The following is a 22,823-nucleotide window of genomic DNA, read 5'->3' as shown; positions in this document are numbered from 1 at the left end:
AGATCCCAATATATGGGATCTGCAGGCGCGTCGCCAGGGCCGCCGGAGGACACCCCGCGGGCGCCGCGCGAGCGGCCGCCGCGAGCAGCCTCCCGTCCCGGCCACGCCCGAACCCGGTGCGCCGCGGCGCGCCCCACGACGGAGGTCACACGCCCATGAAGCTCTTGCGCTACGGCCCGGCGGGCCAGGAGAAGCCCGGCCTGCTCGACGGCGACGGCCGCATCCGCGACCTGTCCGGCCACCTGCCGGATCTCGGCCCGGCGGCGCTCGGCAAGGACGCCCTCGCCCGCCTCGCCGCGCTCGACGTCGCGAGCCTGCCGGTGGTGGACGGCGCGCCGCGCCTCGGCACGCCGGTGGCGAACGTGGCGAAGTTCATCGCCATCGGGCTCAACTTCGCCGACCACGCCGCCGAGTCGAACCTGCCGGTGCCCAAGGAGCCGATCGTCTTCACCAAGGCGATCAGCTCGCTGTCCGGCCCGAACGACCCGGTGATGCTGCCCAGGGATTCGGTGAAGAGCGACTGGGAGGTCGAGCTCGGCATCGTCATCGGCACCCGCGCGTCCTACGTCGAAGAGGCGCAGGCGCTGGATCACGTCGCCGGCTACTGCCTCGTCAACGACGTCTCGGAGCGCGAGTACCAGATCGAGCGCGGCGGCACCTGGGACAAGGGCAAGGGCTGCGACACGTTCGGGCCGGTCGGCCCCTGGCTCGTGACCTCGGACGAGGTCGGCGACCCGCAGAACCTCGACATGTGGCTCGACCTCAACGGCCGCCGCATGCAGACCGGCAACACCCGGACGATGATCTTCACCTGCGCGCAGATCGTCTCCTATGTCAGCCGCTTCATGACCCTGATGCCCGGCGACGTCATCACCACCGGCACGCCGCCGGGCGTCGGCATGGGGATGAAGCCCGAGCCGGTCTTCCTCAAGGCCGGGGACGTGATGACGCTCGGCATCGAGAAGCTCGGCGAGCAGCGCCAGGACGTGACCGCCTGGCAGCGCCGGGAGGCGTGAGGCCGTGACCTCCCCCAGATCCTTCCCCAACCGCTTCGAGGGCCGCACCGCCCTCGTCACCGGCGGCGCCTCGGGCATCGGGCTTTCGGTCGCCGCACGGCTGAGGTCCGAGGGCGCGACGGTGGCGCTGTGGGACCTGAACGCGGAGGCGCTGGAGGCGGCGAAGGCCGAGTCCGGCGCCGCCGATGCGCGGGCGATCGACATCGCGGACGCCGCCGCGGTCGAGGCCGCCATGACCGGGACCCTGGCGGCGCTCGGCGGCCGGCTCGACGTGCTGGTGTGCAGCGCCGGCATCACCGGGCCGAACACCACCTTGCGCGACTATCCCGTCGACGCCTGGCAGCGGGTGATCGACGTCAACCTCAACGGCCTGTTCTACTGCAACCGCGCCGCGGTGCCGGCGATGGAGGCGGGCGGCTACGGCCGCATCGTCAACGTCGCGTCGATCGCCGGCAAGGAGGGCAACCCCAACGCCTCGGCCTACTCGGCCTCCAAGGCCGGGGTGATCGGGCTGACGAAGTCGCTCGGAAAGGAATTGGCGAAGTCCGAGATCCGGGTGAACTGCGTCACGCCGGCGGCGGTGCGCACCGCGATCTTCGACCAGATGACGCAACAGCACATCGATTTCATGCTGTCGAAGATCCCGATCGGCCGCTTCGGCGCCATCGACGAGGTGACGTCGCTGATCTGCTTCCTGGCGAGCGAGGAGGCGTCGTTCTCGACCGGTGCGGTGTTCGACGTGTCGGGCGGCCGGGCGACGTACTGAGCCTGCAACGCCGACCCTGAATGGGCGCCTGTCTTCTTCCCGCAGGCTCAAGAGCGTCCGGGAAAGATGGTGGCGCTTCCCCCCTTCTCCCGTGTGGGAGAGGGGATCCCACGCTTGATCTCAGAGCGTGTTTTGCCGATCGATCTGCTGTATCCGACGAGCAACCTCATCCTGAGGTGTTAGTCGATCTTTGATCGACTAACCTCGAAGGAGGGCTCCAGGAACCTCCGAGATCACTGGATCCCTCCTTCGAGGCTCAGCGATCTTCGATCGCCCGCACCTCAGGATGAGGTCGATGGTAGGATAGAAAATCCGCTCGCAATTATGTTGTCGTAAGTCAAACAGACTCTGGACAATCTTGCCGCCCGCGTGAGGACGGACGCCCCGCGGGCGTTTCATCACCCGGCGGAGACCGCGATCCCGCACCACTCCAACGCAGAACGGCGCGGGCTCGTCGGGGCCCGCGCCGCTCACGCCATCACCGGATCGGGCGATCTCAGGCCGCGGCCGAGACCTCGGTCGGAACGGTCGAGATGGTCTTCAGGATCTGCGAGGCGATCTGGTAGGGGTCGCCCATCGAGTTCGGGCGGCGATCCTCGAGGTAGCCCTTGTAGTCGTTGTTGACGAAGCTGTGGGGCACCCGGATCGAGGCGCCGCGGTCGGCCACGCCCCAGCTGAAGGTGTGGATCGAGGCGGTCTCGTGCTTGCCGGTCAGCCGCATGTGGTTGTCCGGGCCGTAGACGGCGATGTGGTCCTCGCGGGCATCGCCGAAGGCCGCCATCAGCTTCTCGAAATAGGCCTTGCCGCCGACGTCGCGCATGTAGGCGGTCGAGAAGTTGGCGTGCATGCCCGAGCCGTTCCAGTCGGTGTCGCCGAGCGGCTTGCAGTGGTACTCGATGTCGATCTCGTACTTCTCGCACAGGCGCTGCATCAGGTAGCGCGCCATCCACATCTCGTCGGCGGCCCGCTTGGAGCCCTTGCCGAAGATCTGGAACTCCCACTGGCCCTTCGCCACCTCGGCGTTGATGCCCTCGTGGTTGATGCCGGCGGCGAGGCAGAGGTCGAGGTGCTCCTCGACGATCTGGCGGGCGACCGAGCCGACGTTCGAGTAGCCGACGCCGGTGTAGTACGGGCCCTGCGGCGCCGGGTAGCCGGTCTCGGGAAAGCCGAGCGGGCGGCCGTTCTTGTAGAAGAAGTATTCCTGCTCGAAGCCGAACCAGGCGCCCTCGTCATCCAGGATGGTGGCGCGCTTGTTCGACGGGTGCGGGGTCTTGCCGTCCGGCATCATGACTTCGCACAGGACCAGGACGCCGTTGGTGCGGGCCGGGTCGGGGAAGTGGCGGACGGGCTTCAGCACGCAATCGGAGGAGCTGCCCTCGGCCTGCTGGGTCGAGCTGCCGTCGAAGCCCCAGAGCGGGAGCTGCTCGAGGGTCGGGAAGCTGTCGAAGGCCTTGATCTGGGTCTTGCCGCGAAGGTTCGGGGTCGGGGTGTAACCATCGAGCCAAATATACTCGAGCTTGTATTTGGTCATCTCGCGTCTCTCTATCAGGTTCCGATGGTGCCCATGATTCCTCGTGGCGCCCATCACCCGCCAGCGGCATCTCCTGCCTAGCACGACCCGTGCCAAGCGCCGGCCAGGACGTGGCCGGAGCCGGAACGATCGCCGGAACGGGGCGTTGCCGACGACACCCCGGCCCGGGAGGCTCCACCGCCCTGAGCGACGTGCGCGTCGAGCAACATGCGGCTGCTCAGTTGCGCGCCAGGGCGCCACGACGCCCAACGGTGCGCCACACCCGCCAAATCGATCGTCGATGCAAGCGCGGGCATGCACGAATTATAGCCAACCACTGATTTTTCCGTGGTCAAACCGAGCATTCGCCGGGCACACTCCGTCACGATCTCAGAGGCTGCCCCGGCGACGCGGCGGCCCTCACGGGAGACTCTTTCGATGAGCACCACCAGCCCGCACGGCACGGCGAAGATCTACGCGTTCCCGGCCGGCGGCCGCAGCCGCGGCGGCCGCAACGACTGGTCGGCCCCGAGCCCGGCCGCGCGCGAGCGCACCCCCGACATCATGCCGGCGAGCGGCGGCTACCACGACGCGGCGATCCGCGAGGAGCGCGCGCGCAAGCCGTAGGGACGACGGGGAAGTCCCCTACTCGCCGAAGATCGACCAGCCGAGGCGCTTCGTCAGCCGCTCGAGGGCGATGCGACCGAGATGGGAATTGCCCGCGGCGTCGAGCCCCGGCGCCCAGACGGCGATCGAGGCCGTTCCGGGCGCCACCGCCAGGATGCCGCCGCCGACCCCGCTCTTGCCCGGCAGGCCGACCCGGTAGGCGAACTCGCCCGAGCCGTCGTAATGGCCGCAGGTCAGCATGACGGCGTTGATGCGCCGCGCCCGCTCGGCCTGCACCACCGACAGGCCGGTGCTCGGATCGCGGCCCGAATGCGCCAGGAACCGGCCCGCCGCCGCGAGCTGCCGGCACGTCATGCTGATGGCGCAGTGGTGGAAGTAGACGCCGAGCGTGTACTCGACCGGATTGTCGATCACCCCGAACGACTTCATGTAGTTGGCGAGCGCCACGTTGCGGAATCCCGTGCGCTGCTCGGAGGCCGCCACCTCCTCGTCGATCGTGATGGTATTGTCCTGCGCCAAGTACTGCATGAAGCGCAGGATCTCGCCGATCGCCTCGCGGGGCTGGTGGCGCGACAGGATCAGGTCGGTGACGGCGATCGCGCCGGCATTGATGAACGGGTTGCGGGGGATGCCGCGCTCGTATTCGAGCTGGACGACGGAGTTGAACGGGCTGCCCGAGGGTTCGCGCCCGACCCGCTGCCACAGCCGGTCGCCGACCATGCCGAGCGCCAGCGTCAGGGTGAACACCTTCGAGATGCTCTGGATCGAGAACGGCACGTCGCAATCGCCCGCCGCCGCCACCGTGCCGTCGGCGCCGATCACCGCGAGGCCGAACTGGTTCGGATCGACCCGGGCGAGCTCCGGGATGTAGCGCGCCACCTCGCCGCGGTCGCTCCGCTGGCGCATCTCGTCGGCGATCTCGCGGACGACGGTTTCGAGGTTCGGCACGGAGCGGCAATCCCGGACTTGAAGACGAAGCGCGGCCTTAAGCCTGCAAGTTCGAGGCCTCAAGCCGGCGGCGAAAAGTTCCGCACCTGACGCGAGAGATTTTGCGCGATTGATTGGCACCGCGGCGAATTGTTGTGCGTTGACGCAACGACTTCTCATGGCGCGGTCGGAAGGCGGGAGCGACGGAATTGGGCCGGGACGGGACCATCGCGATCATCGGGGCGGGCATCGCCGGGGCCGCGGCGGCGCGTCGCCTGCACGATGCCGGGCACCGGGTCGTCGTGCTCGACAAGGGCCGCGGTCCCGGCGGCCGCATGGCGACGAGGCGCGGGCCGGACGGCCTGCGCTTCGACCACGGCGCCCAGTTCTTCACCGCCCGCGACCCGCGTTTCGCGGCCTGCGTCGAGGACTGGACGGCCCGGGGTATCGCCGCCCCCTGGGGCGGGCCCCACCGGTCCGTCGGAGCCCCCGGCATGTCGGCCCCGGCCCGCGACCTCCTCGCCGGCATCGACCTGTCCTGCGGCCGCGCCGTCGGCCGCCTAGCGCGGGCGGACGACCGATGGCGGCTGGAGGAGGCCGACGGCACGGCCCTCGCCGACGGGGCCGCCTTCTCGCGAGTGCTGCTCACCTGCCCCTCGCCCCAGGGCCTCGCGCTCCTGGCCGGCTGCGGCCAGGATCTGCCGGGCCTCGCCGACGTGCGCTACGCCCCGTGCTGGACCCTGATGCTCGCCCATGACGGCCCGCCGCCCTTCGAGGAGCCGGCGCGGCAGGACGACGACCCTGCCGCCGTCTTCGCCTGGATCGCCCGCGACGGCACCAGGCCCGGCCGCGAGGGCGGCGGCAACGTGGTGGCGCACGCCGCACCGGCCTGGTCGCGCGCCAACCTCGAGGACGGTGCCGACGCGGTCGCCGAGCGGCTGGTCGCGGCCCTGCAGGCCATCGTCCCCCTCGGGATGGTGCGCCACGCCGCCGCCCATCGCTGGCGCTACGCCCAGGTCGAGCGGGCCGTCGGGACCCCGTGCCTGTTCGCGCCGGAGACGGGCCTGGGCTATGCCGGCGACGGCTGCCTCGGCCCGCGGGTCGAGTTCGCCTACCTGAGCGGGCTCGCCCTCGCCGAGCGCGTGCTCGGGCAGGCCGAGCCGTGAAGCCGGCGGCCGCCAGGAACCCGGCTCGGAACCCGGCGATCCCCCGGGTGCGCGAGCGCACCGCGCATCGAGCGTGGCCGGCGCTAGCCTTGCCACATCGGGACCATCGTTCCGCCCAAAGGCGGTGCGACACAGTTCCCGAACGGGATGGGCTTCATCCCCGAGGCGATCCCCCGGGCTCTCCCTCGCGCCGGCACAGCCGGCTCCCGCAGGCCGGACCGCTCCGGCCTTCCACCACACCACGGGGCGACGACGGTCTCGTGGCCGGGCGGCTTGCAACCGCCACGGCCCTGCCGCGCAGCCCTCATGTCGGGTGAGTTCGATGTCTGATGCGTACCTCTTCCTCCACATCGCCGGGTCGATGACGTTCGTGGCTCTCGCCGGGGTCGGGATCGGCAAGGCCCTCGACGCCTGGGTGCGCCAGGCGCCGTCCGGCGGCGACGACGGCGCCCTGACCGAGTAGAGGCCGCGGCCGGAGCGGGGCCCCCCCGCGGGAGACGGGACGATGCGCGAACTGATGGACAGGGCCAGCCGCGTCGCCGCCCGGCTCACGGCCCGGCGGGAGACCGTCGCGGTGGCCGAATCCTCCGCCGGCGGGCTCGTCGCGGCCGCGCTGCTGGCGGTGCCGGGCGCCTCGGCCTACTTCCTCGGCGGCGCGGTGGTTTATACCGGCGCGGCGCGCCGCGCACTGCTGGGCCTCGACGAGGCCGGGATGGCGGGCCTGCGCAGTGCCAGCGAGCCCTATGCCGAACGCGTCGCCGTCCTTGTGCGCGAGCGCCACGGCGCGGTCTGGGGCCTGTGCGAGACCGGGGCCGCCGGCCCGGGCGGCAACCGCTACGGCGACGCGGCCGGCCATACCTGCCTGGCGGTCGCCGGCCCGGCCCCGCGCCGCGCGACCCTCGAGACCGGCCTCGCCGACCGGGCCGCCAACATGGAGGCCTTCGCGGCCGCCATGCTGGACGCCTTCCTGGACGCGCTGGCGGAGGCGGACTGGGCTCCGCAGGCGCCGCCTCCACCCCAAGGCCGCGCACCCTAAGGCCCCGGCACCCCGAGGTCCCAGCCCCAATCAGTTCGGCCGGTCCATCCGGCAGGTGGTCGGCAGCAGCGTGTCCTTGGTCTCGACCCGGCCGGCCATCTTCCAGCCCCAGCCGGTGCCCTCCTCGTCGAACCGCATGCCGGGCTCCATCGGCCCGAAGGACGAGACGAACATCGTCTGGAAGTACTGGTGGTCGTCGGGCCGCACGAAGCCCTCGCTGCCGACATACGGCTTGAGGCGCGCCTGCTCGAGCTTCTGCGCCACCTTGCGCGCCTCCGACGAGCCGGCCTCCTGCATCGCGGTGAGCAGCGCGTTCATTGCGTTGAAGGCGCGCGGATAGGTCGAGCCGATTCCGGTGCGGGCGCGGAACGCCGCCTCGAAATCCTGCGTGGCGGCATCGCCCTCGTTGGCGCCGCCTTGCTTGACCTCGAACACCCGGTGGGCGAGGCCGGTCTGGCGCACCACGGTGGGCCCGCCGGTGCCGCCGGCATAATAGGTGTAGAAGCTCGCCTGCAGCCCGGCTTCCGCCGCCGCCTTGAGCAGCAGGTTGATGTCCTGCGCCCAGTTGCCGGTGATGACCGAATCGGCCCCCGACGCCTTGATCTTGGTGATGTAGGGGGCGAAGTCGTTGACCTTCTGCAGCGGCGTCACCTCGTCGCCGACGATCTGGATGTCGGGCCGCTTCGCCTTCAGCATCGCCCGCGCCTGCTGGCGCACCGACTGGCCGAACGAGTAATCCTGGTTGATCAGATAGATTTTCTTGATCTCGGGTCGCGTCCTGATGAAGTTCGTCAACGCCTCCATCTTGATGTCCGAGTTGGCGTCGAAGCGAAAGTGCCAGTAGTTGCACTTCTCGTTGGTCAGCGACGGATCGACCGCCGCGTAGTTGATGTAGATGACCTGGCGGTCGGGGTTGCGCTCGTTGTGCTTGGCGACGAAATCGGTGAGCGCCGCGGCCGCCGAGGAGCCGTTGCCCTGCACCACCACGCGGGCACCGGCATCGATGCCCTTCTGGGCGGCGATCAGGGTCTCCTGCGGGTTCACCTTGTTGTCGTAGGCCAGGACCTCGAAGCGAAACGCCTTCTGGCGGGCGTTCAGCACCTCGGCCATGTACTGGAAGTGGCGCAGGCCGGCCTCTCCGGTCGGGGCGCCACCGCCCGAGAGCGGATCGATGAAGGCGATCTTGACCGTCTCCTGCGCGGCGGCTGCGCCGCAAAGGGCTGCGCCGCAGAAGGCTGCGCTGCAAAAGACCGGGCCGCAGGTCGCAACGACGAAGGCGGCGCCACGCAGCGCCTCGCGAATGGTCATCATGCTTCCTCTCCTCTCGGCCGCGGTCGTCTCGGGTCCCTGCCGGGTCGGTGCCGCGTTGCCGGGTCGAAAGGTCCGGCGCGGGACGCGAGCGCGTCAAGCGGAAACTGCGACCGCCCGAGGTCACTCGCCCGGCGTTACATGCGACACCGTCCCGGAACCTGCTTACCCCAATCGCGATCGTGAAAATTCGAAGGATCACGACAGAAAAAATTCGCAATCGTCATCATCTGAAGCGTATGATACGGCAATCTTCGGTTTTTGTTTTTCGTATATGCTTGGAAAACGCGCAATTTGGAATGATTATAATTATACTTATACCCCTGATTGCAACGCGAACCGTTGACATCCGCTCCATCACCGGCCTAAGCGTCGCGGTGATCCAGGTCATCGGCCGGCGAGCGGCCGGCGGCGCTCGTTCGGCCCGGCGCCCGCGACGGGGATACCGACCATGATTCAGCCCGACCCGGCCCGCGCGGGGCCCCCCCGGTGAGAGCGGCGCTCGCGAGATCGGCGCTCTTCCAGCTCCACTGGTTCCTCGGCCTGACCGCCGGCCTCGTGCTGATGGTCGTCGGGGCGACGGGCGGCGTGCTGAGCGTCGAGGACGAGATTGCCGGCCTCCTCAGCCCCGACATCGTCACCGTCCAGGTTCGCGAGGCCCCGCGGCTGACGCCGGACGCGCTGGTCGCCCGGCTGACGGGCGACGCGCCGGGGCGCCGCGTGACCCTGATGGTGCTGAACGGCGCCCCCGACCGGGCGGCGCGGGTCCGTCTCGCCGATGGCCCGGGCCGCGGGACCGAGACCTATGTCGACCCCTATGACGGGCGGATCCTCGGACCGGCGCGGGGCGAGGCCTTCTTCGATGCGGTGCTGCGGCTGCACCGCTGGCTGCTGCTTCCCGGCAACGGCGACGGCTGGGGCCGCAGCCTCACCGGCGCCTCGGCGCTCGCGCTCGTCTACCTCGCGCTGTCGGGCCTGTACCTGCGCTGGCCGAAGGGCCGGCGCGACTGGCGGATCTGGCTGAAGCCGGCGCTCGCCCGCCGCGGCAGGGCGCTCTATTGGTCGCTGCACGCGGTCGTCGGCACCTGGGTGCTCGTGCTCTACCTCGTGATGGCGCTGACCGGCCTGTGGTGGTCCTACGACTGGTACCGCGACGGGGCGACCTTCCTGCTCACCGGCCGGCCGCCCGCCGCCTCTGCGCGGATCGCGGGAGCCCGGGAGGCGACGAAGCGCGAGGCCGCGGCCGTCCCCCTCGATCCCGCCTTCGCGGCGTTCTCGGCGGCGACGGGCGGGCGCTACGCGACCGCGACGCTCGCCCCCGCCCGCGCCGGGGAGACCATCCGCATCCGGTCGGTGGCGCCCGACGCGGCGCATTTCCAGGCCCGCGACGAGTGGCGGTTCCGTCCCGACGGCACGCTCGACTCCCGCGACCTCTACGCCGAGCGGGCGCTGGGGCCCCGGCTCACCGGTAGCATGCTGGCCTTGCACGAGGGCCGCTTCTTCGGGCCCGTCGGCACGGTAGCGTTCGCGCTGGCGGCGCTCGCCATGCCGCTCTTCGGGGTGACGGGGCTGCTGCTCTACCTCGGTCGACGCCGCAGCCGGCGCCGGCATGCCGCGGCCCCGGCGGCCGGGACGGCGCGGACCCCGGGCGGCATGCGGCCCGAGCAAGCCGCCTGACCCTCGGTCGCGAGTTGCCTTTCGGTCCCATCAGGCAGTAAGCGCACGGGCAGCAGGGCCGCCCGACCGGCGAGAGGATGCCGCATGATCCGCAACGACGTCTCCATCACGCCCGAGCTCGTGCGCCAGCACGGCCTGACCGAGGACGAGTACCAGCGCTTCGTCGGGCTGATCGGACGCGAGCCGACCATCACCGAGCTCGGCATCGTCTCGGCGATGTGGAACGAGCACTGCTCGTACAAGTCCTCCCGCCTGCACCTGAAGACGCTGCCCACCAAGGCGCCGTGGGTGATCCAGGGCCCGGGCGAGAATGCCGGCGTCATCGACATCGGCGACGGCCTCGCCTGCGTGTTCAAGATGGAGAGCCACAACCACCCGAGCTTCATCGAGCCCTACCAGGGCGCGGGCACGGGCGTCGGCGGCATCCTGCGCGACGTCTTCACCATGGGCGCGCGGCCGATCGCGGCGCTCAACGCGCTGCGTTTCGGTGCGCCGGACCATCCGCGCACGCCCCACCTCGTCTCGGGCGTGGTCGCGGGCATCGGCGGCTACGGCAATTCCTTCGGCGTGCCGACGGTCGGCGGGGCGGTGGGCTTCCACACCCGCTACGACGGCAACATCCTGGTCAACGCCATGGCGGTGGGCCTCGCGAAGACCGACGCGATCTTCTACGCCGCCGCCACGGGCGTGGGTAACCCGATCGTCTATCTCGGCTCGAAGACCGGCCGCGACGGCATCCACGGCGCCACCATGGCGTCCGCCGCCTTCGACGCCTCGTCGGAGGAGAAGCGCCCGACCGTGCAGGTCGGCGATCCCTTCGCCGAGAAGCTCCTGCTCGAGGCCTGCCTGGAGCTGATGCAGTCCGGCGCCGTCATCGCGATCCAGGACATGGGCGCGGCGGGCCTGACCTGCTCGGCGGTCGAGATGGGCGCCAAGGGCAATCTCGGCGTCGAGCTGAACCTCGATGCGGTGCCGACCCGCGAGCCGGGCATGACCGCCTACGAGATGATGCTGTCGGAGAGCCAGGAGCGCATGCTCATGGTGCTCAAGCCCGGCATGGAGGACGAGGCCAAGGCCATCTTCGTCAAGTGGGGCCTCGACTTCGCGATCATCGGCCACACCACCGACACGCTCCGCTTCGTCATCAAGCACGGCGGCGAGACCGTCGCCGACCTGCCGATCAAGGAGCTCGGCGACGAGGCGCCGCTCTACGACCGGCCGCACCGCCAGAACGCCCACCAGCCGGAGATCAAGGCAGAGGACGTGGCGGCGCCGATGCGCAACGTCGACGCGCTGAAAAAGCTCGTCGCCTCGCCGGACCTGTGCTCGAAGCGCTGGGTCTACGAGCAGTACGACCACTTCATCCTCGGCAACACCGTGCAGAAGCCCGGCGGCGACGCCGCGGTGGTGCGGGTCGAGGACGGGCCGAAGGGGCTGGCCATCTCCACCGACGTCACCCCGCGCTACTGCGAGGCCGATCCGGTCGAGGGCGGCAAGCAGGCGGTTGCGGAAGCCTGGCGCAACATCACGGCGGTCGGCGGCCGTCCGCTCGCCATCACCGACAACCTCAACTTCGGCAACCCGGAGAAGCCGGAGGTGATGGGCCAGTTCGTCGGCTGCATCCAGGGCATCGGCGAGGCCTGCCGCGCCCTCGACTTCCCGGTCGTGTCCGGCAACGTCTCGCTCTACAACGAGACCGAGGGCGTGGGCATCCTGCCGACCCCGACCATCGGCGGCGTCGGCGTGGTCGACGACGTGGAGAAGATCGCCACGGTCGCGTTCAAGCGCGACGGCGACGCCCTGGTGCTGATCGGCGCCACCAAGGGCTGGCTCGGGCAGTCGGCCTACCTGGCGACGGTCTGCGGCCGCGAGGAGGGGGCGCCGCCCCCGGTCGACCTCGCCGCCGAGAAGCGCAACGGCGACTTCGTGCGCGGGCTGATCACCTCGGGAATCGTCGACACCGTGCACGACCTCTCCGACGGCGGCCTCGCGGTGGCGGTCGCCGAGATGGCGCTCGCCGGCAACATCGGCGCGGTGCTGCCCGAATGCCCGCTGCCGGTGGCCTGCCACGCCTACCTGTTCGGCGAGGACCAGGGCCGCTACCTCCTGGCGGTGGAGCCCGACGCGGTCGCCGACCTCCTCTACAGCGCCAGCGCGCAGGGCATCGACGCGGCGGTGATCGGCGTCACCGGCGCCGATTCGCTGACCCTGCCGGGCGACGAGATCGTCACCCTCGACGATCTGCGCCAGGCGCACGAGGGCTGGCTGCCGGGCTACATGGCCGGGCCGGCGGCCGACGCGGCCTGAGGGTTCGTTCGAGCACATCTTGCGCTCGATCCCACTCACGACCTCATCCTGAGACGTCAGTCCATCTCCGATGGACTGACCTTGAAGGAGGGCTCCAGACATCGACTTGGTCCCTGGAGCCCTCCTTCGAGGCTCGTTTCACTCGCACCTCAGGATGAGGTTGCGGGCCGGAATGAACCGGTTCACATGCCCCGGATATCTTCGAGCCATCCCGATTCCGAGTAGGAGACGACCCCGATGCCGATGGATGCCCGCGAGATCGAGGCGATGATCAAGGAGGCCCTGCCCGACGCCACGATCGAGATCCGCGATCTCGCCGGCGACGGCGACCACTACGCCGCCACCGTCGTGTCGGCGGCGTTCAAGGGCAAGTCGCGGGTGCAGCAGCACCAGATGGTCTACGGCGCGCTCCAGGGGCGGATGGGCGGCGTGCTGCACGCCCTTGCCCTGACCACGGGCGTGCCGCAGGATTGAGGCCCCAAGGATCGATGCCCCAAGGATCGACGCCTCAAGGATCGATTTCCCCGGAGGTCTGCCGCATGGACGAGATCCGCACGGATCGGCCGAGCCTCTACGACGAGGACGTCGTCGCCTGGGCGGAGCAGCAGGCGGCGGCTCTCCGCGCCCTCGGGGCGCGGCCGGACCTCTCGAACACCCTCGACTGGGACAACATCATCGAGGAGGTCGAGGACGTGGGGCGGTCGCAGATTAGGACCCTCGAGGGCACCCTGCAGGCGATGCTGGTCCACGTCCTGAAATACCTGTCGGCCCCGAGGGCCCAATTGGTGCGTTCGTGGCGGGCCGAGATCATCGCGTTCCACGCGACGGCGAGGCGCCGCTACACGCGATCGATACGGCAGCGGATCGACTGGGACGGCCTCTGGCGCGACTCGAAGGCGGTGGCCGCGGCCGAACTGGCGGTCTGGGGCGACGAGCTGGCGACCGGGCTGCCGGACCGGAGCCCGTTCACGCCCGAGGAACTGGTGGCCGAGGATTTCACCCTCGACGGGGCGCTCCTGCGCCTCGCCTCCATCTTGCAAAACCCGAACGACCATCACTAGCTAGAGCCCACACAGGGGTAGAGCCATGACCGACGTCAACAGCCGCATCGAGACCGAGATCAAGTCCCAGGACGTGGTGGTGTTCATGAAGGGCACGCCGCAATTTCCGATGTGCGGCTTCTCGGGCCAAGTGGCCCAGATCCTCAACTACCTCGGCGTGCCGTTCAAGGGCGTGAACGTGCTCGAGGACATGGAGATCCGCGAGGGCATCAAGGCCTTCTCGCAGTGGCCGACCATCCCGCAGGTCTACGTCAAGGGCGAGTTCGTCGGCGGCTGCGACATCACCCGCGAGATGTTCCAGTCCGGCGAGCTGCAGCAGATGCTGACCGAGAAGGGCATCGCCACCAACACCGCCGCGGCCTGATCCCGCGGATCCACGCCGGACAGGCGGACGAGGAAGGGCGCGCGAGCGCCCTTTTTCGTGGGCGGTGCGGCGAAACCCGGCCACCCGTCGATGCGTCTACCCCCGAGTGACGGCGCGCGGGACGGCGAGATGCGGGACGTGATCATCGTGGGCGGCGGGCCGGCGGGCCTGTCGGCCGCCCTCATCCTCGGGCGCTGCCGGCGCCGGGTGCTGCTGATCGACGCCGGCCACCCGCGCAACGCGGTGACGCCGCACATGCACGGCTTCCTCGGCCGCGACGGCCGCCCGCCCGGCGACTTGCGCGACGAGGGACGCCGGGAACTCGCCGCCTACGACACGGTGGAGATCTGGGACGGGCGCGTCGCCGACGCCGTGCCGGCGCCGGACGGCTTCCGGGTCGTGATGGACGACCAGCGCCGCGCCAAGGCCCGCCGGATGATCCTCGCCACCGGCCTGCGCACCGATCTGCCGCCGATCGAGGGGTTCTCGGAGTTCTGGGGCCGCGGCGTCCACCACTGCCCGTATTGCGACGGCTACGAGAACCGCGACCGGCCGCTCGCCATCTACGGCCAGGGCGATACGGGGAACGGGCTCGCCCTCGAGCTCACCGCCTGGAGCCGCGACCTGACGCTCTGCACCGACGGGCCCTGCGGCCTCGATGCGCCGGAACGCGAGCGCCTCGCCCGCCACGGCGTGCGGATCGAGGAGCGCGGGATCGCCCGGCTCGAGGGCGAGGACGGACGGTTCGCCCGGATCCGCCTGCGCGACGGCGAGGCCCTGGCCTGCGCCGCCCTGTTCTTCGTCACCGGGCCCTGCATCCCCTCCCGGCTCGTCGAGCGGCTCGGCTGCGACGTCTCGGGCAAGGGCACGGTGCGGACGGGCGAGTACGAGGAGACGAACGTGCCGGGGCTCTACGTGGCGGGCGATGCCTCGCGGCGGGTCCAGCTCGCCATCGTGGCCGCCGCCGAGGGCGCGATGGCGGCCTTCGCGGTCAATACCGAGCTCCTGCGCGAGGACACCCGCTGACCGGCGAATCGGTCGTGCGCGAGCATAGGCCAGGACAGAATTCCGCTTTTTTCGTGAGTCCCGCCTCGTCCCAATAACGCGGACGTGTCAGGCGCTTGGCTCCCCGGGCGAGGTGGTCCGCCGGCTCGCGCGGACAAACAATCTCCCTGTCAAGACTTTATCCCTGCAAAAACACTTGTTAGCGTTGCTGCGCGACGAGGGGATTCCATCATGAAGGGCCTGGGAGAGGCTTGGCGGGCAGGGCTCGCCCGGCGCGCGCAGCGTGCTGCGTCGATCCGCGATGCCGCCTTGCGGCAGCCCGGCGCCGAGCACCACGCGCTCACAGCGCGGGACTTGATCCGCATGGCCCAATCCGCCCTCGCCGCGAGCGAGCCGCGAAGCTGATCCGGTCCCACGCGGCCGGTCGAGGCCGCGGCGCGATCCAAGGGCGCGACATCCAAGGGCGTGACCTGACGGTAGAGCCGGCGACGATCCCGCGGGCGGGTACGAGCAGGACGGCGCTCGGCGCCAGCCGCGCCCGACATCGCACGGCCTCGTCGCGAGAATCGTCGGGAACCGGACGACTCGCCTGCGGGTTGGGAGCCGTGAATCCTCCGGGATGCGGCCGTGAGGAGGCACCGGAGCGGATTGCGCGGTCGAGACCTCGTTTCGCAAGACTTGTCCGCGCGAGACTTGGTCGCGCAAGTCCATATCGTGCGCGGGGACGACCTCGGACAGCATGCCGCCGTAGACTGCGCCCGAACTGCCAAGCTTTGCGACAAGCTGTCTCTGTTGCGATGCGTGCGAGATCATCTCGCGGCGCACAATAAGGGGCGTGCGCTGGCGCACGGCCGCGATGCAACCTCCGCGCTAAGCCCCTTTTCACTGTCGCGCATGGCAATCCGCCACCTTAGTCGGCAACGGTGAACTTTTCCTTGCGCGACGGCACCGGCTACGGAACTATGGCATTTCTTAGCCGTTGTCGGTTCTCTAACCCAGTATGCGTCTTACCAGACAGCCACGGGCCGCGCGCCCGGGGGATCCTCATGCCTGATTTCGAGTCCCGGAACCTCGACGACGCCGAGAGCCTCGCCCGCCTCGCCGAGCTTCTCCATCCAACCAAGTCCGCTCGGAGCGAAGCGAAGGCCCGCGGCCGTCGCCGTGCGGCGATCGGCTTCCTGCCGGTACAGGCCCCGGCACAGGATGTACCCGCCGGGCAGACCTTGCAGCACGCCTGACCGCGCGAGCGCGGCAAGCGTCCCGCCTCGCGCTCACCAGGTCTGCGGCGTGATTAGGCCCTTGGTGGTCACCACGACCCAGGTCCGCCCACGCCGCTCGATCGCCTCGATCCGGCCCGCGCCCGGCAGCGTATCGCCCGGCCCGACCTCGACGAGACGCCGATTGCGGTTCTCGATCATCGCCATCCCGTCATAGACGTCGCGCAGCACCCAGCCCTCGATGGCCGGCGGCTTGGCCTTGTCGGCCGGCTTGTCGGGAAGGCTGCCGGTCAGGGCCGGCTCCGCCGCCGCGACGGGCTTGACCGCGACCGGCGCGGCCGCCATCGGCGCGTGGACCGCCGGAGCCTGAGCCACGGGACTCTGGGCCACCGGAGCCGCAACCGCGGCGACCGGAACCGGTCGCTTGTCCGCCTTCTCCAGCCTGTCCATCACCGCCGCGAGGCGGGCGGCCTGCTCGCGGTCGGCGTGCTCCTGACGCTCGGCCATCGCCGACAGGCGCTCGGTCAGCGCCGCGACCTTGCCGGCGAGGTCGCCCTCCTGGCGCTGCATCCGCTCGATGCGCTCGGAAATCTGCCCGAGGCGGGCCCCGGCCTCGGCGCGGCCCTTGTCGGCCGCCTCGTGGGCCTGCGCCGTGCGGTCGCGCAGGAGCGACAGGTCGGTGGCGAGCCGCGCGCTCTCGGTGCCGCCGGCCTCGACCCGGGCGCTCAGCCGCGTCCACTCGGCCGGCGGGATGCCCGCGCCGCCGCCCTGGGCGGCATTCATCAGCGCCACGGTGGCGCCGCCCGACAGGGCGCCGACGCAGCCGGCGCAGAGCAGCGCCGCCACCGTCGTCGTCTTCATCTTGCGCCACCCGGCCAGGGCCGCGACACCGCGCTTCGCCGAGAGCATCGCCGGGGCCGGCGCGCCGGCGACGTCGTTCTGATCCACCATGACCCGAGCTTCCCAGAAATCCAGGAAGATTTGGGTAACCATGCTTGCTTACCGATTGGTTACCGTCGCGTCGCGCCCGCGGGCGGAAGGCGGCCCGGGCCCGCGGACCCGGACCGCCCTCCCCTCACGCCAGGGCCGGCAGCACCCGCTCGATCTCGGCCCGGTGAGGCTCGAGGAAGCCCGGCAGCTTCAGGGCCTCGCCCAAGGCCTCCGCCGGCTCGTCGGCGGCAAAGCCCGGCGCGTCGGTGGCGATCTCGAACAGCACGCCGCCGGGCTCGCGGAAGTAGACCGAGCGGAAGTAGTTGCGGTCGCGCTGCTCGGTCACCTGCAGCCCGAGCGCCCCGGCCCGCTCCGCCATCTCGGCCTGGCCTGCGTCGTCGGCGGCCCGGAAGGCGATGTGGTGCACCGAGCCGCCGCCCGAGCGCCCGGGCAGGAAGTCGCCGACCTCCCGCAGGGTGACGTGGGCGCCGAGCCCGGCCGCGCCGGCGTAGCGGACGAGCGCGCCCTCCCGGCCGGTCTCGGCCCAGCCGAACACCTCGGTCAGCACCCGGGCGGTGGGGGCCGCCTGGCGCAGCATCAGGGTCACGCCGTGGAAGCCCCGCACCGCGTGCTCGGCCGGCACGTCCGACCCGGTCCAGGCCGGGTCGGCCTCCGCCCCCGCCACGCCGACCAGGGCGAGGCGCATCCCGTCGGGGTCGCGGAACGGCAGCACCGTCTCGCCGAAGACCTTGGCGGGCGCCTCGAAGGCGATGCCGGCCGCCACCAGCCGGTGGGTCCAGTAGCCGATCGACCCCTCCGGCACCCGGAACGCCGTCTCCTCGGTCTGCCCGACCCCGACCCGGCCCGGGGCGACGTGCTCCCAGGGGAAGAAGGTCAGGATCGTGCCGGGCGCACCGTCCGCGTCGCCGTAATAGAGGTGGTAGGTGCCCGGATCGTCGAAGTTGACGGTCTTCTTCACGAGGCGCAGCCCGAGGATCCGAGTGTAGAAGTCGAGGTTGCGGCGCGCCGGGCCGGAGATGGCGGTGACGTGGTGCAGGCCGGCGGAGGCGTGGGTGGTGGTCATGGCCGAGAGCTCCCGGGGCGGCGGCGGGAAGGATAAGCCGGGCCGCCTTGCGATGACGGCAATCTAGGACTTGCCTTCGAGCCCCAAAATAGAAACAGTCGAAACCCATCGTTTCCGGACGCGCCCATGCCGCTGCCCGATTTCGAGGCCTGGGCGATCTTCGCCCGGGTGGCGCAGACCGCCTCGTTCTCCCGCGCCGCCACCGAGCTCGGCCTGTCCAAGGCCACGGTGTCGAAGGCGGTGAGCCGGCTCGAGCGCCGCCTCGGCGCCGCCCTCCTGCACCGCACGTCGCGGCGGCTCGCCCTCACCGAGGCCGGGCGCCTCGCCCTCGACGGCGCCGCCCGCATCCTGGCGGCCGGCGAGTCGGCGGAGGCCGAGGCGATGGCGCAGTCCGCCTCGCCACGGGGCCTGGTGCGGATGGCGGCCCCGATGTCGTTCGGCCTCGCCCACGTCGCGCCGCTCCTGCCCGACTTCCTCGCCGCGCATCCGGAGGTCGCGGTCGACCTGCACCTGAGCGACGCGCAGGTCGACCTCGTCGGCGACGGCTTCGACCTCGGGCTGCGCATCGCGGCGCTCGCCGATTCGAGCCTGCGCCTGCGCCGCCTCTGCGCCGTCGGCCGCTCGCTGGTGGCGGCCCCCGCCTATCTCGACCGGGCCGGGAGGCCGGCGCATCCGCGCGACCTCGCCGGCCATGCCTGCCTCGGCTACGCCTACCTGCCGAACCCGGAGCGCTGGCACTTCCGCGACGCGGCCGGCACCGAGGCGACGGTGACGCCGGCCGGGCGGCTGCGGGCGAACAACGCCGATGCGCTCACGCCGGCTTTGCGCGCCGGGCTGGGGCTCGCGGTGCAGCCGGACTTCCTGGTCTGGGACGACCTGCGCACCGGGCGGCTCGAACGGGTGATGCCGGACTGGTCGCCGCCGCCGGTCGGGCTCAACCTCCTGATGCCGCCGGGCGCGGCCCGCCCGGCCCGCGTCACCGCCCTGGTGACGTTCCTCGAGCGCCGGCTCGCCGCGGCACCCTGGGCGAGCGAGGCGGGCCGCGGCGAGACCGGGACGGAGGCCGGTACGAGCGGGATGACGGCAAGCGGGACCGGTGACAGAATCATCGGCGCGTAACAATGCGGCTTTACAAGGCCGCCGGAATGGCCGAGGGGGCGCATACGACCTTCGTCGTAGGAGGCTGTCGGCCGCGCGAGGCGCGGCAGCGATGCTGCGTGCTAGACTAGACCCTTGATTTCAAGGCATTTTTTTCGCCTCGCCCGGTTCCCAGCCGCAGCAAAAGGTGCTCTAAGCTCGATCGGGGACCGAGAGGAAAGACAACAATGAAGTTCCGCGTCGAGGTCGATTGCACCCCGGTCGAGGCCCGCCAGTTCGTTGGTCTTCCCAACGTCGAGCCGCTGCAGGCGGCGGTGATGGCCGAGGTCGAACGGCGCATGATGGCCGAGATGGACCGCTTCTCGCCCGACGCGATCATGCGCAGCTGGTTCACGGTCTTTCCCCAGAACGCGGATCAGATGCAGACCATGTTTCTCAAGATGTTCCAGCAGGGTTTCGGTGGCACCGCGTCGCCGCCGGCCAAGTCGGACTCTCGCCCCAAATCGGAAGCCTGAGAACCGGGCCCTCGCGTTTCGGTCTCGTGATTTCGCCGGACTGGAGGCGGTTCCGGATTTTCGCACTGCAGCAATACGCAAGGTGCGGATGATCGGAACCCGCCTCTCCATCAGGTAAGCTAAACCCTTGCAATGCCAGACGAGTTGCGAAAGCATGGCGGTGGCACGAAGAATGCTGACGCCTGCGGCAGCTCGACTCGCCGATCGAGTATGACCTTAGGGAGGACAACGTGGAACGCAGTCGCGATCTCGACCCGGTCGAGACCCAGGAGTGGCTCGACTCGCTCGACGGCGTGCTGGAGGTCGAGGGCCCGGACCGGGCGCACTTCCTCATCGAGCAGGTCATCGAGGGCGCCCGGAAGAAGGGTGCGCCCGTCCCCTACTCGGCGAACACCGCCTATGTGAACACGATCCCGGTCGACAAGCAGCCCCCCCATCCGGGTGACAGGGCGATCGAGCACCGCATCCGCTCGGCGATCCGCTGGAACGCCATCGCGATCATCCTGCGCAACAACAAGGACTCGTCGGAGCTGGGCGGCCACATCGCCAGCTTCCAGTCCGCCGCGACCCTGTACGACACCGGCTTCATGCATTTCTGGCACGGGGCCGAGGGGGAGCGCGGCGGCGACCTGATCTACGTCCAGGGCCATTCCTCGCCGGGCATCTACGCCCGCGCCTACCTGGAAGGCCGCCTGACCGAGGAGCAGATGCTGAGCTTCCGCCAGGAAGTCGGCGGCAAGGGCCTCTCGTCCTATCCGCATCCCTGGCTGATGCCGGATTTCTGGCAGTTCCCGACCGTCTCGATGGGCCTCGGCCCCCTGATGGCGATCTACCAGGCGCGCTACCTGCGCTACCTGCACCATCGCGGCCTCGCCAACACCGACGGCCGCAAGGTGTGGGCGTTCATGGGCGACGGCGAGATGGACGAGCCGGAGTCGCTCGGCGCGATCTCGCTCGCCTCGCGCGAGAAGCTCGACAACCTGGTCTTCGTCATCAACTGCAACCTGCAGCGCCTCGACGGCCCGGTGCGCGGCAACGGCAAGATCGTCCAGGAGCTGGAGGCCAACTTCCGCGGCGCCGGCTGGAACGTCATCAAGGTGCTGTGGGGCTCGGGCTGGGACCAGCTGCTCGCCCGCGACACCACCGGCATGCTGGCGCGCCTGATGGAGGAGTGCGTCGACGGCGAGTACCAGGACTTCAAGTCGAAGAACGGCGCCTACATCCGCGAGCATTTCTTCGGGAAGTACCCCGAGACCGCCGCGCTGGTGAAGGACTGGAGCGACGACGACATCTGGCGGCTCACCCGCGGCGGCCACGACCCGAGCAAGGTCTTCGCGGCCTATTCCGCGGCCGTGAAGCACAAGGGCCAGCCGACCCTCATCCTCGCCAAGACCGTCAAGGGCTACGGCATGGGCGAGGCGGGCGAAGCGCAGAACATCACCCATCAGCAGAAGAAGATGGGCGAGGCGGTGCTCAAGCAGTTCCGCGACCGCTTCGGCATCGATCTCAACGACGAGCAGATCGCCGAGATCCCGTTCATCCGCTTCCCCGAGGGGTCGCCGGAGCACACCTACCTGATGGAGCGCCGCAAGGCGCTCGGCGGTCCGCTGCCGGCCCGGCGCGCGAAGTCGCAGGCGCTGCAGATCCCGCCGCTCGACGCCTTCTCGGCCCAGCTTAAGGAGACCGCGGGCCGCGAGATCTCCACCACCATGGCGTTCGTGCGGGTGCTCAACACCCTGCTGCGCGACAAGAACATCGGCAACCGCATCGTGCCGATCGTGCCCGACGAGAGCCGGACCTTCGGCATGGAGGGCATGTTCCGCCAGTTCGGCATCTTCAGTCAGGTCGGCCAGCTCTACCGGCCGGAAGACGCCAACCAGCTGATGTACTACCGCGAGGACGAGAAGGGCCAGATGCTCCAGGAGGGCATCAACGAGGCCGGCGCGATGTCGTCCTGGATCGCGGCCGCGACCTCGTACTCGCATTCCGACGCGCCGACGATCCCGTTCTACATCTACTACTCGATGTTCGGGTTCCAGCGCATCGGCGACCTCGCCTGGGCCGCCGGCGACATGCGCGCCCGCGGCTTCATGATCGGCGGCACCGCCGGCCGCACGACCCTGAACGGCGAGGGCCTGCAGCACGAGGACGGCCACAGCCACCTGATCTCGGCCACCATCCCGAACTGCGTCTCCTACGACCCGACCTTCTCGTACGAGGTGGCGGTGATCGTCCAGGACGGCCTGCGCCGGATGTATGCCGAGCAGGAGGACGTGTTCTACTACATCACGGTGATGAACGAGAACTACGAGCATCCCGGCATGCCCGAAGGGGCCGAGGCCGGGATCCTCAAGGGGATGTACCTGTTCCGCGAAGGCAAGGCGGGTGCGGCGAACCGGGTGCAGCTGATGGGCTCGGGCACGATCCTGCGCGAGGTCATCGCCGGGGCCGAGCTGCTGGAGCAGGATTTCGGCATCGCCGCCGACATCTGGTCCTGCCCGAGCTTCACCGAACTGCGCCGCGAGGCGATGGCGGTGGAGCGCTGGAACATGCTCCACCCGACCGAGACGCAGAAGACGAGCTACGTCGAGACCTGCCTGTCGAGCCGTCAGGGCCCGGTGATCGCGGCGACCGACTACATGCGTCTCTTCGCCGACCAGATCCGCCCCTACGTGCCGGGCCGCTACAAGGTGCTCGGCACCGACGGCTTCGGCCGCTCGGATTACCGGGTGCGCCTGCGCGAGTTCTTCGAGGTCAACCGCTACTGGGTCGCCGTCGCGGCGCTCAAGAGCCTGGCCGAGGAGGGCGCCGTGCCGGCCGCCAAGGTCGCCGAGGCGATCGCCAAGTACGGGCTGAACCCGGAGAAGCCGGCCCCCTGGACGGTCTGAGCCCTCACGGCTGCGAGGTCGCCCATCTCGGACATCCTATCGGGGTCACATCTCTCCTCTAAGTGCTAACCCCTTCTGAAGATACGCGCTTTCCCTCCCCCTCGTGGGGAGGGGTCAGGGGTGGGGGTGGTGCCGCGCAGAGCTATGCGGTGCCTCCTGAACCACCCCCACCTCCAACTCCTCCCCACAAGGGGGAGGAGAGGTGCGCGCTTTCCAAGGGAAGAAAGCGATCAGACCGAGTTGTGGGATTGCGATAGCGGATGCCCGGGCGAGAGCTGCCTCGCGAGTCGGGAATTCCATCTTCGTAAAGACGTATTAAGC

21 protein-coding genes are annotated in these 22,823 nt (G+C 70.1%); 16 read left to right on the top strand and 5 right to left on the bottom strand.

Features of this window, described 5'->3' with window-relative positions; translation table 11 throughout:
• The first annotated feature begins 155 nt into the window (after positions 1–155).
• Both V3T34_RS17990 and V3T34_RS17985 read left to right on the top strand, forming a co-directional pair.
• Positions 156–1,016: a 2,4-didehydro-3-deoxy-L-rhamnonate hydrolase gene (locus V3T34_RS17990; protein ID WP_060847113.1), complete on the top strand. Its 861-nt coding sequence runs from the start codon at positions 156–158 to the stop codon at positions 1,014–1,016.
• 4 nt (positions 1,017–1,020) lie between these two features.
• Entirely contained in the window at positions 1,021–1,782 is a 762-nt protein-coding gene (locus V3T34_RS17985) for an SDR family oxidoreductase (protein WP_305078276.1), read from the top strand.
• A 496-nt stretch (positions 1,783–2,278) separates the two neighbouring features.
• On the opposite strand, the gene V3T34_RS17980 is transcribed toward V3T34_RS17985, so the two are convergent.
• Positions 2,279–3,313 carry a glutamine synthetase beta-grasp domain-containing protein gene (locus V3T34_RS17980; protein WP_060847111.1) on the bottom strand — a complete coding sequence of 345 codons (1,035 nt, stop codon included), beginning with the start codon at positions 3,311–3,313 and terminating at the stop codon, positions 2,279–2,281.
• Between the two features lie 417 nt (positions 3,314–3,730).
• Here V3T34_RS17980 and V3T34_RS17975 point away from each other — a divergent pair, with 417 nt between their 5' ends.
• A complete protein-coding gene (locus V3T34_RS17975; RefSeq protein WP_091881854.1) occupies positions 3,731–3,919 on the top strand; it encodes a DUF2735 domain-containing protein in 189 nt (62 codons plus the stop codon).
• 18 nt (positions 3,920–3,937) lie between these two features.
• Here the strand turns inward: V3T34_RS17975 and V3T34_RS17970 are convergent, their stop codons facing one another.
• A complete protein-coding gene (locus tag V3T34_RS17970; protein WP_305078277.1) occupies positions 3,938–4,867 on the bottom strand; it encodes a glutaminase in 930 nt (309 codons plus the stop codon).
• A gap of 188 nt (positions 4,868–5,055) precedes the next feature.
• Between V3T34_RS17970 and V3T34_RS17965 the strand changes: the two genes are divergently transcribed.
• The 3 genes from V3T34_RS17965 (at position 5,056) to V3T34_RS17955 (ending at position 7,048) form a co-directional block, all read left to right on the top strand.
• Positions 5,056–6,012 (top strand): NAD(P)/FAD-dependent oxidoreductase, encoded by a 957-nt coding sequence (locus tag V3T34_RS17965; protein ID WP_305078278.1) that lies wholly within the window; start codon positions 5,056–5,058, stop codon positions 6,010–6,012.
• A gap of 322 nt (positions 6,013–6,334) precedes the next feature.
• Entirely contained in the window at positions 6,335–6,475 is a 141-nt protein-coding gene (locus V3T34_RS17960) for a hypothetical protein (protein ID WP_167543920.1), read from the top strand.
• 42 nt (positions 6,476–6,517) lie between these two features.
• Complete coding sequence (locus tag V3T34_RS17955) at positions 6,518–7,048, top strand: CinA family protein (protein WP_331369253.1); 531 nt, start codon at positions 6,518–6,520, stop codon at positions 7,046–7,048.
• Positions 7,049–7,078: 30 nt separating this feature from the next.
• Here V3T34_RS17955 and V3T34_RS17950 read toward each other — a convergent pair whose 3' ends face one another.
• Entirely contained in the window at positions 7,079–8,350 is a 1,272-nt protein-coding gene (locus V3T34_RS17950) for a branched-chain amino acid ABC transporter substrate-binding protein (protein ID WP_407942727.1), read from the bottom strand.
• 495 nt (positions 8,351–8,845) lie between these two features.
• On the opposite strand from V3T34_RS17950, the gene V3T34_RS17945 reads away from it, so the two are divergent.
• The 7 genes from V3T34_RS17945 to V3T34_RS17915 all read left to right on the top strand — a co-directional run bounded on the left by V3T34_RS17945 (position 8,846) and on the right by V3T34_RS17915 (position 16,008).
• Positions 8,846–10,033: a PepSY-associated TM helix domain-containing protein gene (locus tag V3T34_RS17945; RefSeq protein ID WP_305078281.1), complete on the top strand. Its 1,188-nt coding sequence runs from the start codon at positions 8,846–8,848 to the stop codon at positions 10,031–10,033.
• Between the two features lie 84 nt (positions 10,034–10,117).
• Positions 10,118–12,340, top strand: coding sequence for a phosphoribosylformylglycinamidine synthase subunit PurL (gene purL / locus V3T34_RS17940; protein WP_305078282.1), 2,223 nt, complete (start codon positions 10,118–10,120; stop codon positions 12,338–12,340).
• A 237-nt stretch (positions 12,341–12,577) separates the two neighbouring features.
• A complete protein-coding gene (locus V3T34_RS17935; protein ID WP_048426957.1) occupies positions 12,578–12,814 on the top strand; it encodes a BolA family protein in 237 nt (78 codons plus the stop codon).
• Positions 12,815–12,879: 65 nt separating this feature from the next.
• The gene (locus tag V3T34_RS17930; RefSeq protein WP_305078283.1) at positions 12,880–13,401 is read left to right on the top strand and encodes a DUF29 domain-containing protein; all 522 of its coding nucleotides are present in this window, start codon (positions 12,880–12,882) and stop codon (positions 13,399–13,401) included.
• A gap of 25 nt (positions 13,402–13,426) precedes the next feature.
• The gene (gene grxD / locus V3T34_RS17925) at positions 13,427–13,765 is read left to right on the top strand and encodes a Grx4 family monothiol glutaredoxin (protein WP_048426955.1); all 339 of its coding nucleotides are present in this window, start codon (positions 13,427–13,429) and stop codon (positions 13,763–13,765) included.
• Between the two features lie 129 nt (positions 13,766–13,894).
• Positions 13,895–14,791, top strand: coding sequence for an NAD(P)/FAD-dependent oxidoreductase (locus V3T34_RS17920; RefSeq protein WP_305078284.1), 897 nt, complete (start codon positions 13,895–13,897; stop codon positions 14,789–14,791).
• 1,025 nt (positions 14,792–15,816) lie between these two features.
• Positions 15,817–16,008, top strand: coding sequence for a hypothetical protein (locus V3T34_RS17915; protein WP_060847102.1), 192 nt, complete (start codon positions 15,817–15,819; stop codon positions 16,006–16,008).
• Between the two features lie 33 nt (positions 16,009–16,041).
• On the opposite strand, the gene V3T34_RS17910 is transcribed toward V3T34_RS17915, so the two are convergent.
• Entirely contained in the window at positions 16,042–16,938 is an 897-nt protein-coding gene (locus tag V3T34_RS17910; protein ID WP_305078285.1) for a hypothetical protein, read from the bottom strand.
• Positions 16,939–17,062: 124 nt separating this feature from the next.
• Positions 17,063–18,001: a ring-cleaving dioxygenase gene (locus V3T34_RS17905; RefSeq protein WP_305078286.1), complete on the bottom strand. Its 939-nt coding sequence runs from the start codon at positions 17,999–18,001 to the stop codon at positions 17,063–17,065.
• A gap of 126 nt (positions 18,002–18,127) precedes the next feature.
• On the opposite strand from V3T34_RS17905, the gene V3T34_RS17900 reads away from it, so the two are divergent.
• The 3 genes from V3T34_RS17900 (at position 18,128) to aceE (ending at position 22,502) form a co-directional block, all read left to right on the top strand.
• Positions 18,128–19,120, top strand: coding sequence for a LysR family transcriptional regulator (locus tag V3T34_RS17900; protein WP_305078287.1), 993 nt, complete (start codon positions 18,128–18,130; stop codon positions 19,118–19,120).
• Between the two features lie 206 nt (positions 19,121–19,326).
• Positions 19,327–19,614: a DUF6489 family protein gene (locus tag V3T34_RS17895; RefSeq protein WP_060847099.1), complete on the top strand. Its 288-nt coding sequence runs from the start codon at positions 19,327–19,329 to the stop codon at positions 19,612–19,614.
• A gap of 230 nt (positions 19,615–19,844) precedes the next feature.
• A complete protein-coding gene (aceE, locus tag V3T34_RS17890; RefSeq protein WP_305078288.1) occupies positions 19,845–22,502 on the top strand; it encodes a pyruvate dehydrogenase (acetyl-transferring), homodimeric type in 2,658 nt (885 codons plus the stop codon).
• Positions 22,503–22,823 lie beyond the last annotated feature (321 nt).

The sequence above is a fragment of the Methylobacterium ajmalii genome (assembly GCF_036448855.1).
Taxonomy (GTDB): domain Bacteria; phylum Pseudomonadota; class Alphaproteobacteria; order Rhizobiales; family Beijerinckiaceae; genus Methylobacterium; species Methylobacterium ajmalii.
This window is presented reverse-complemented; position numbering and strand designations above follow the sequence as displayed.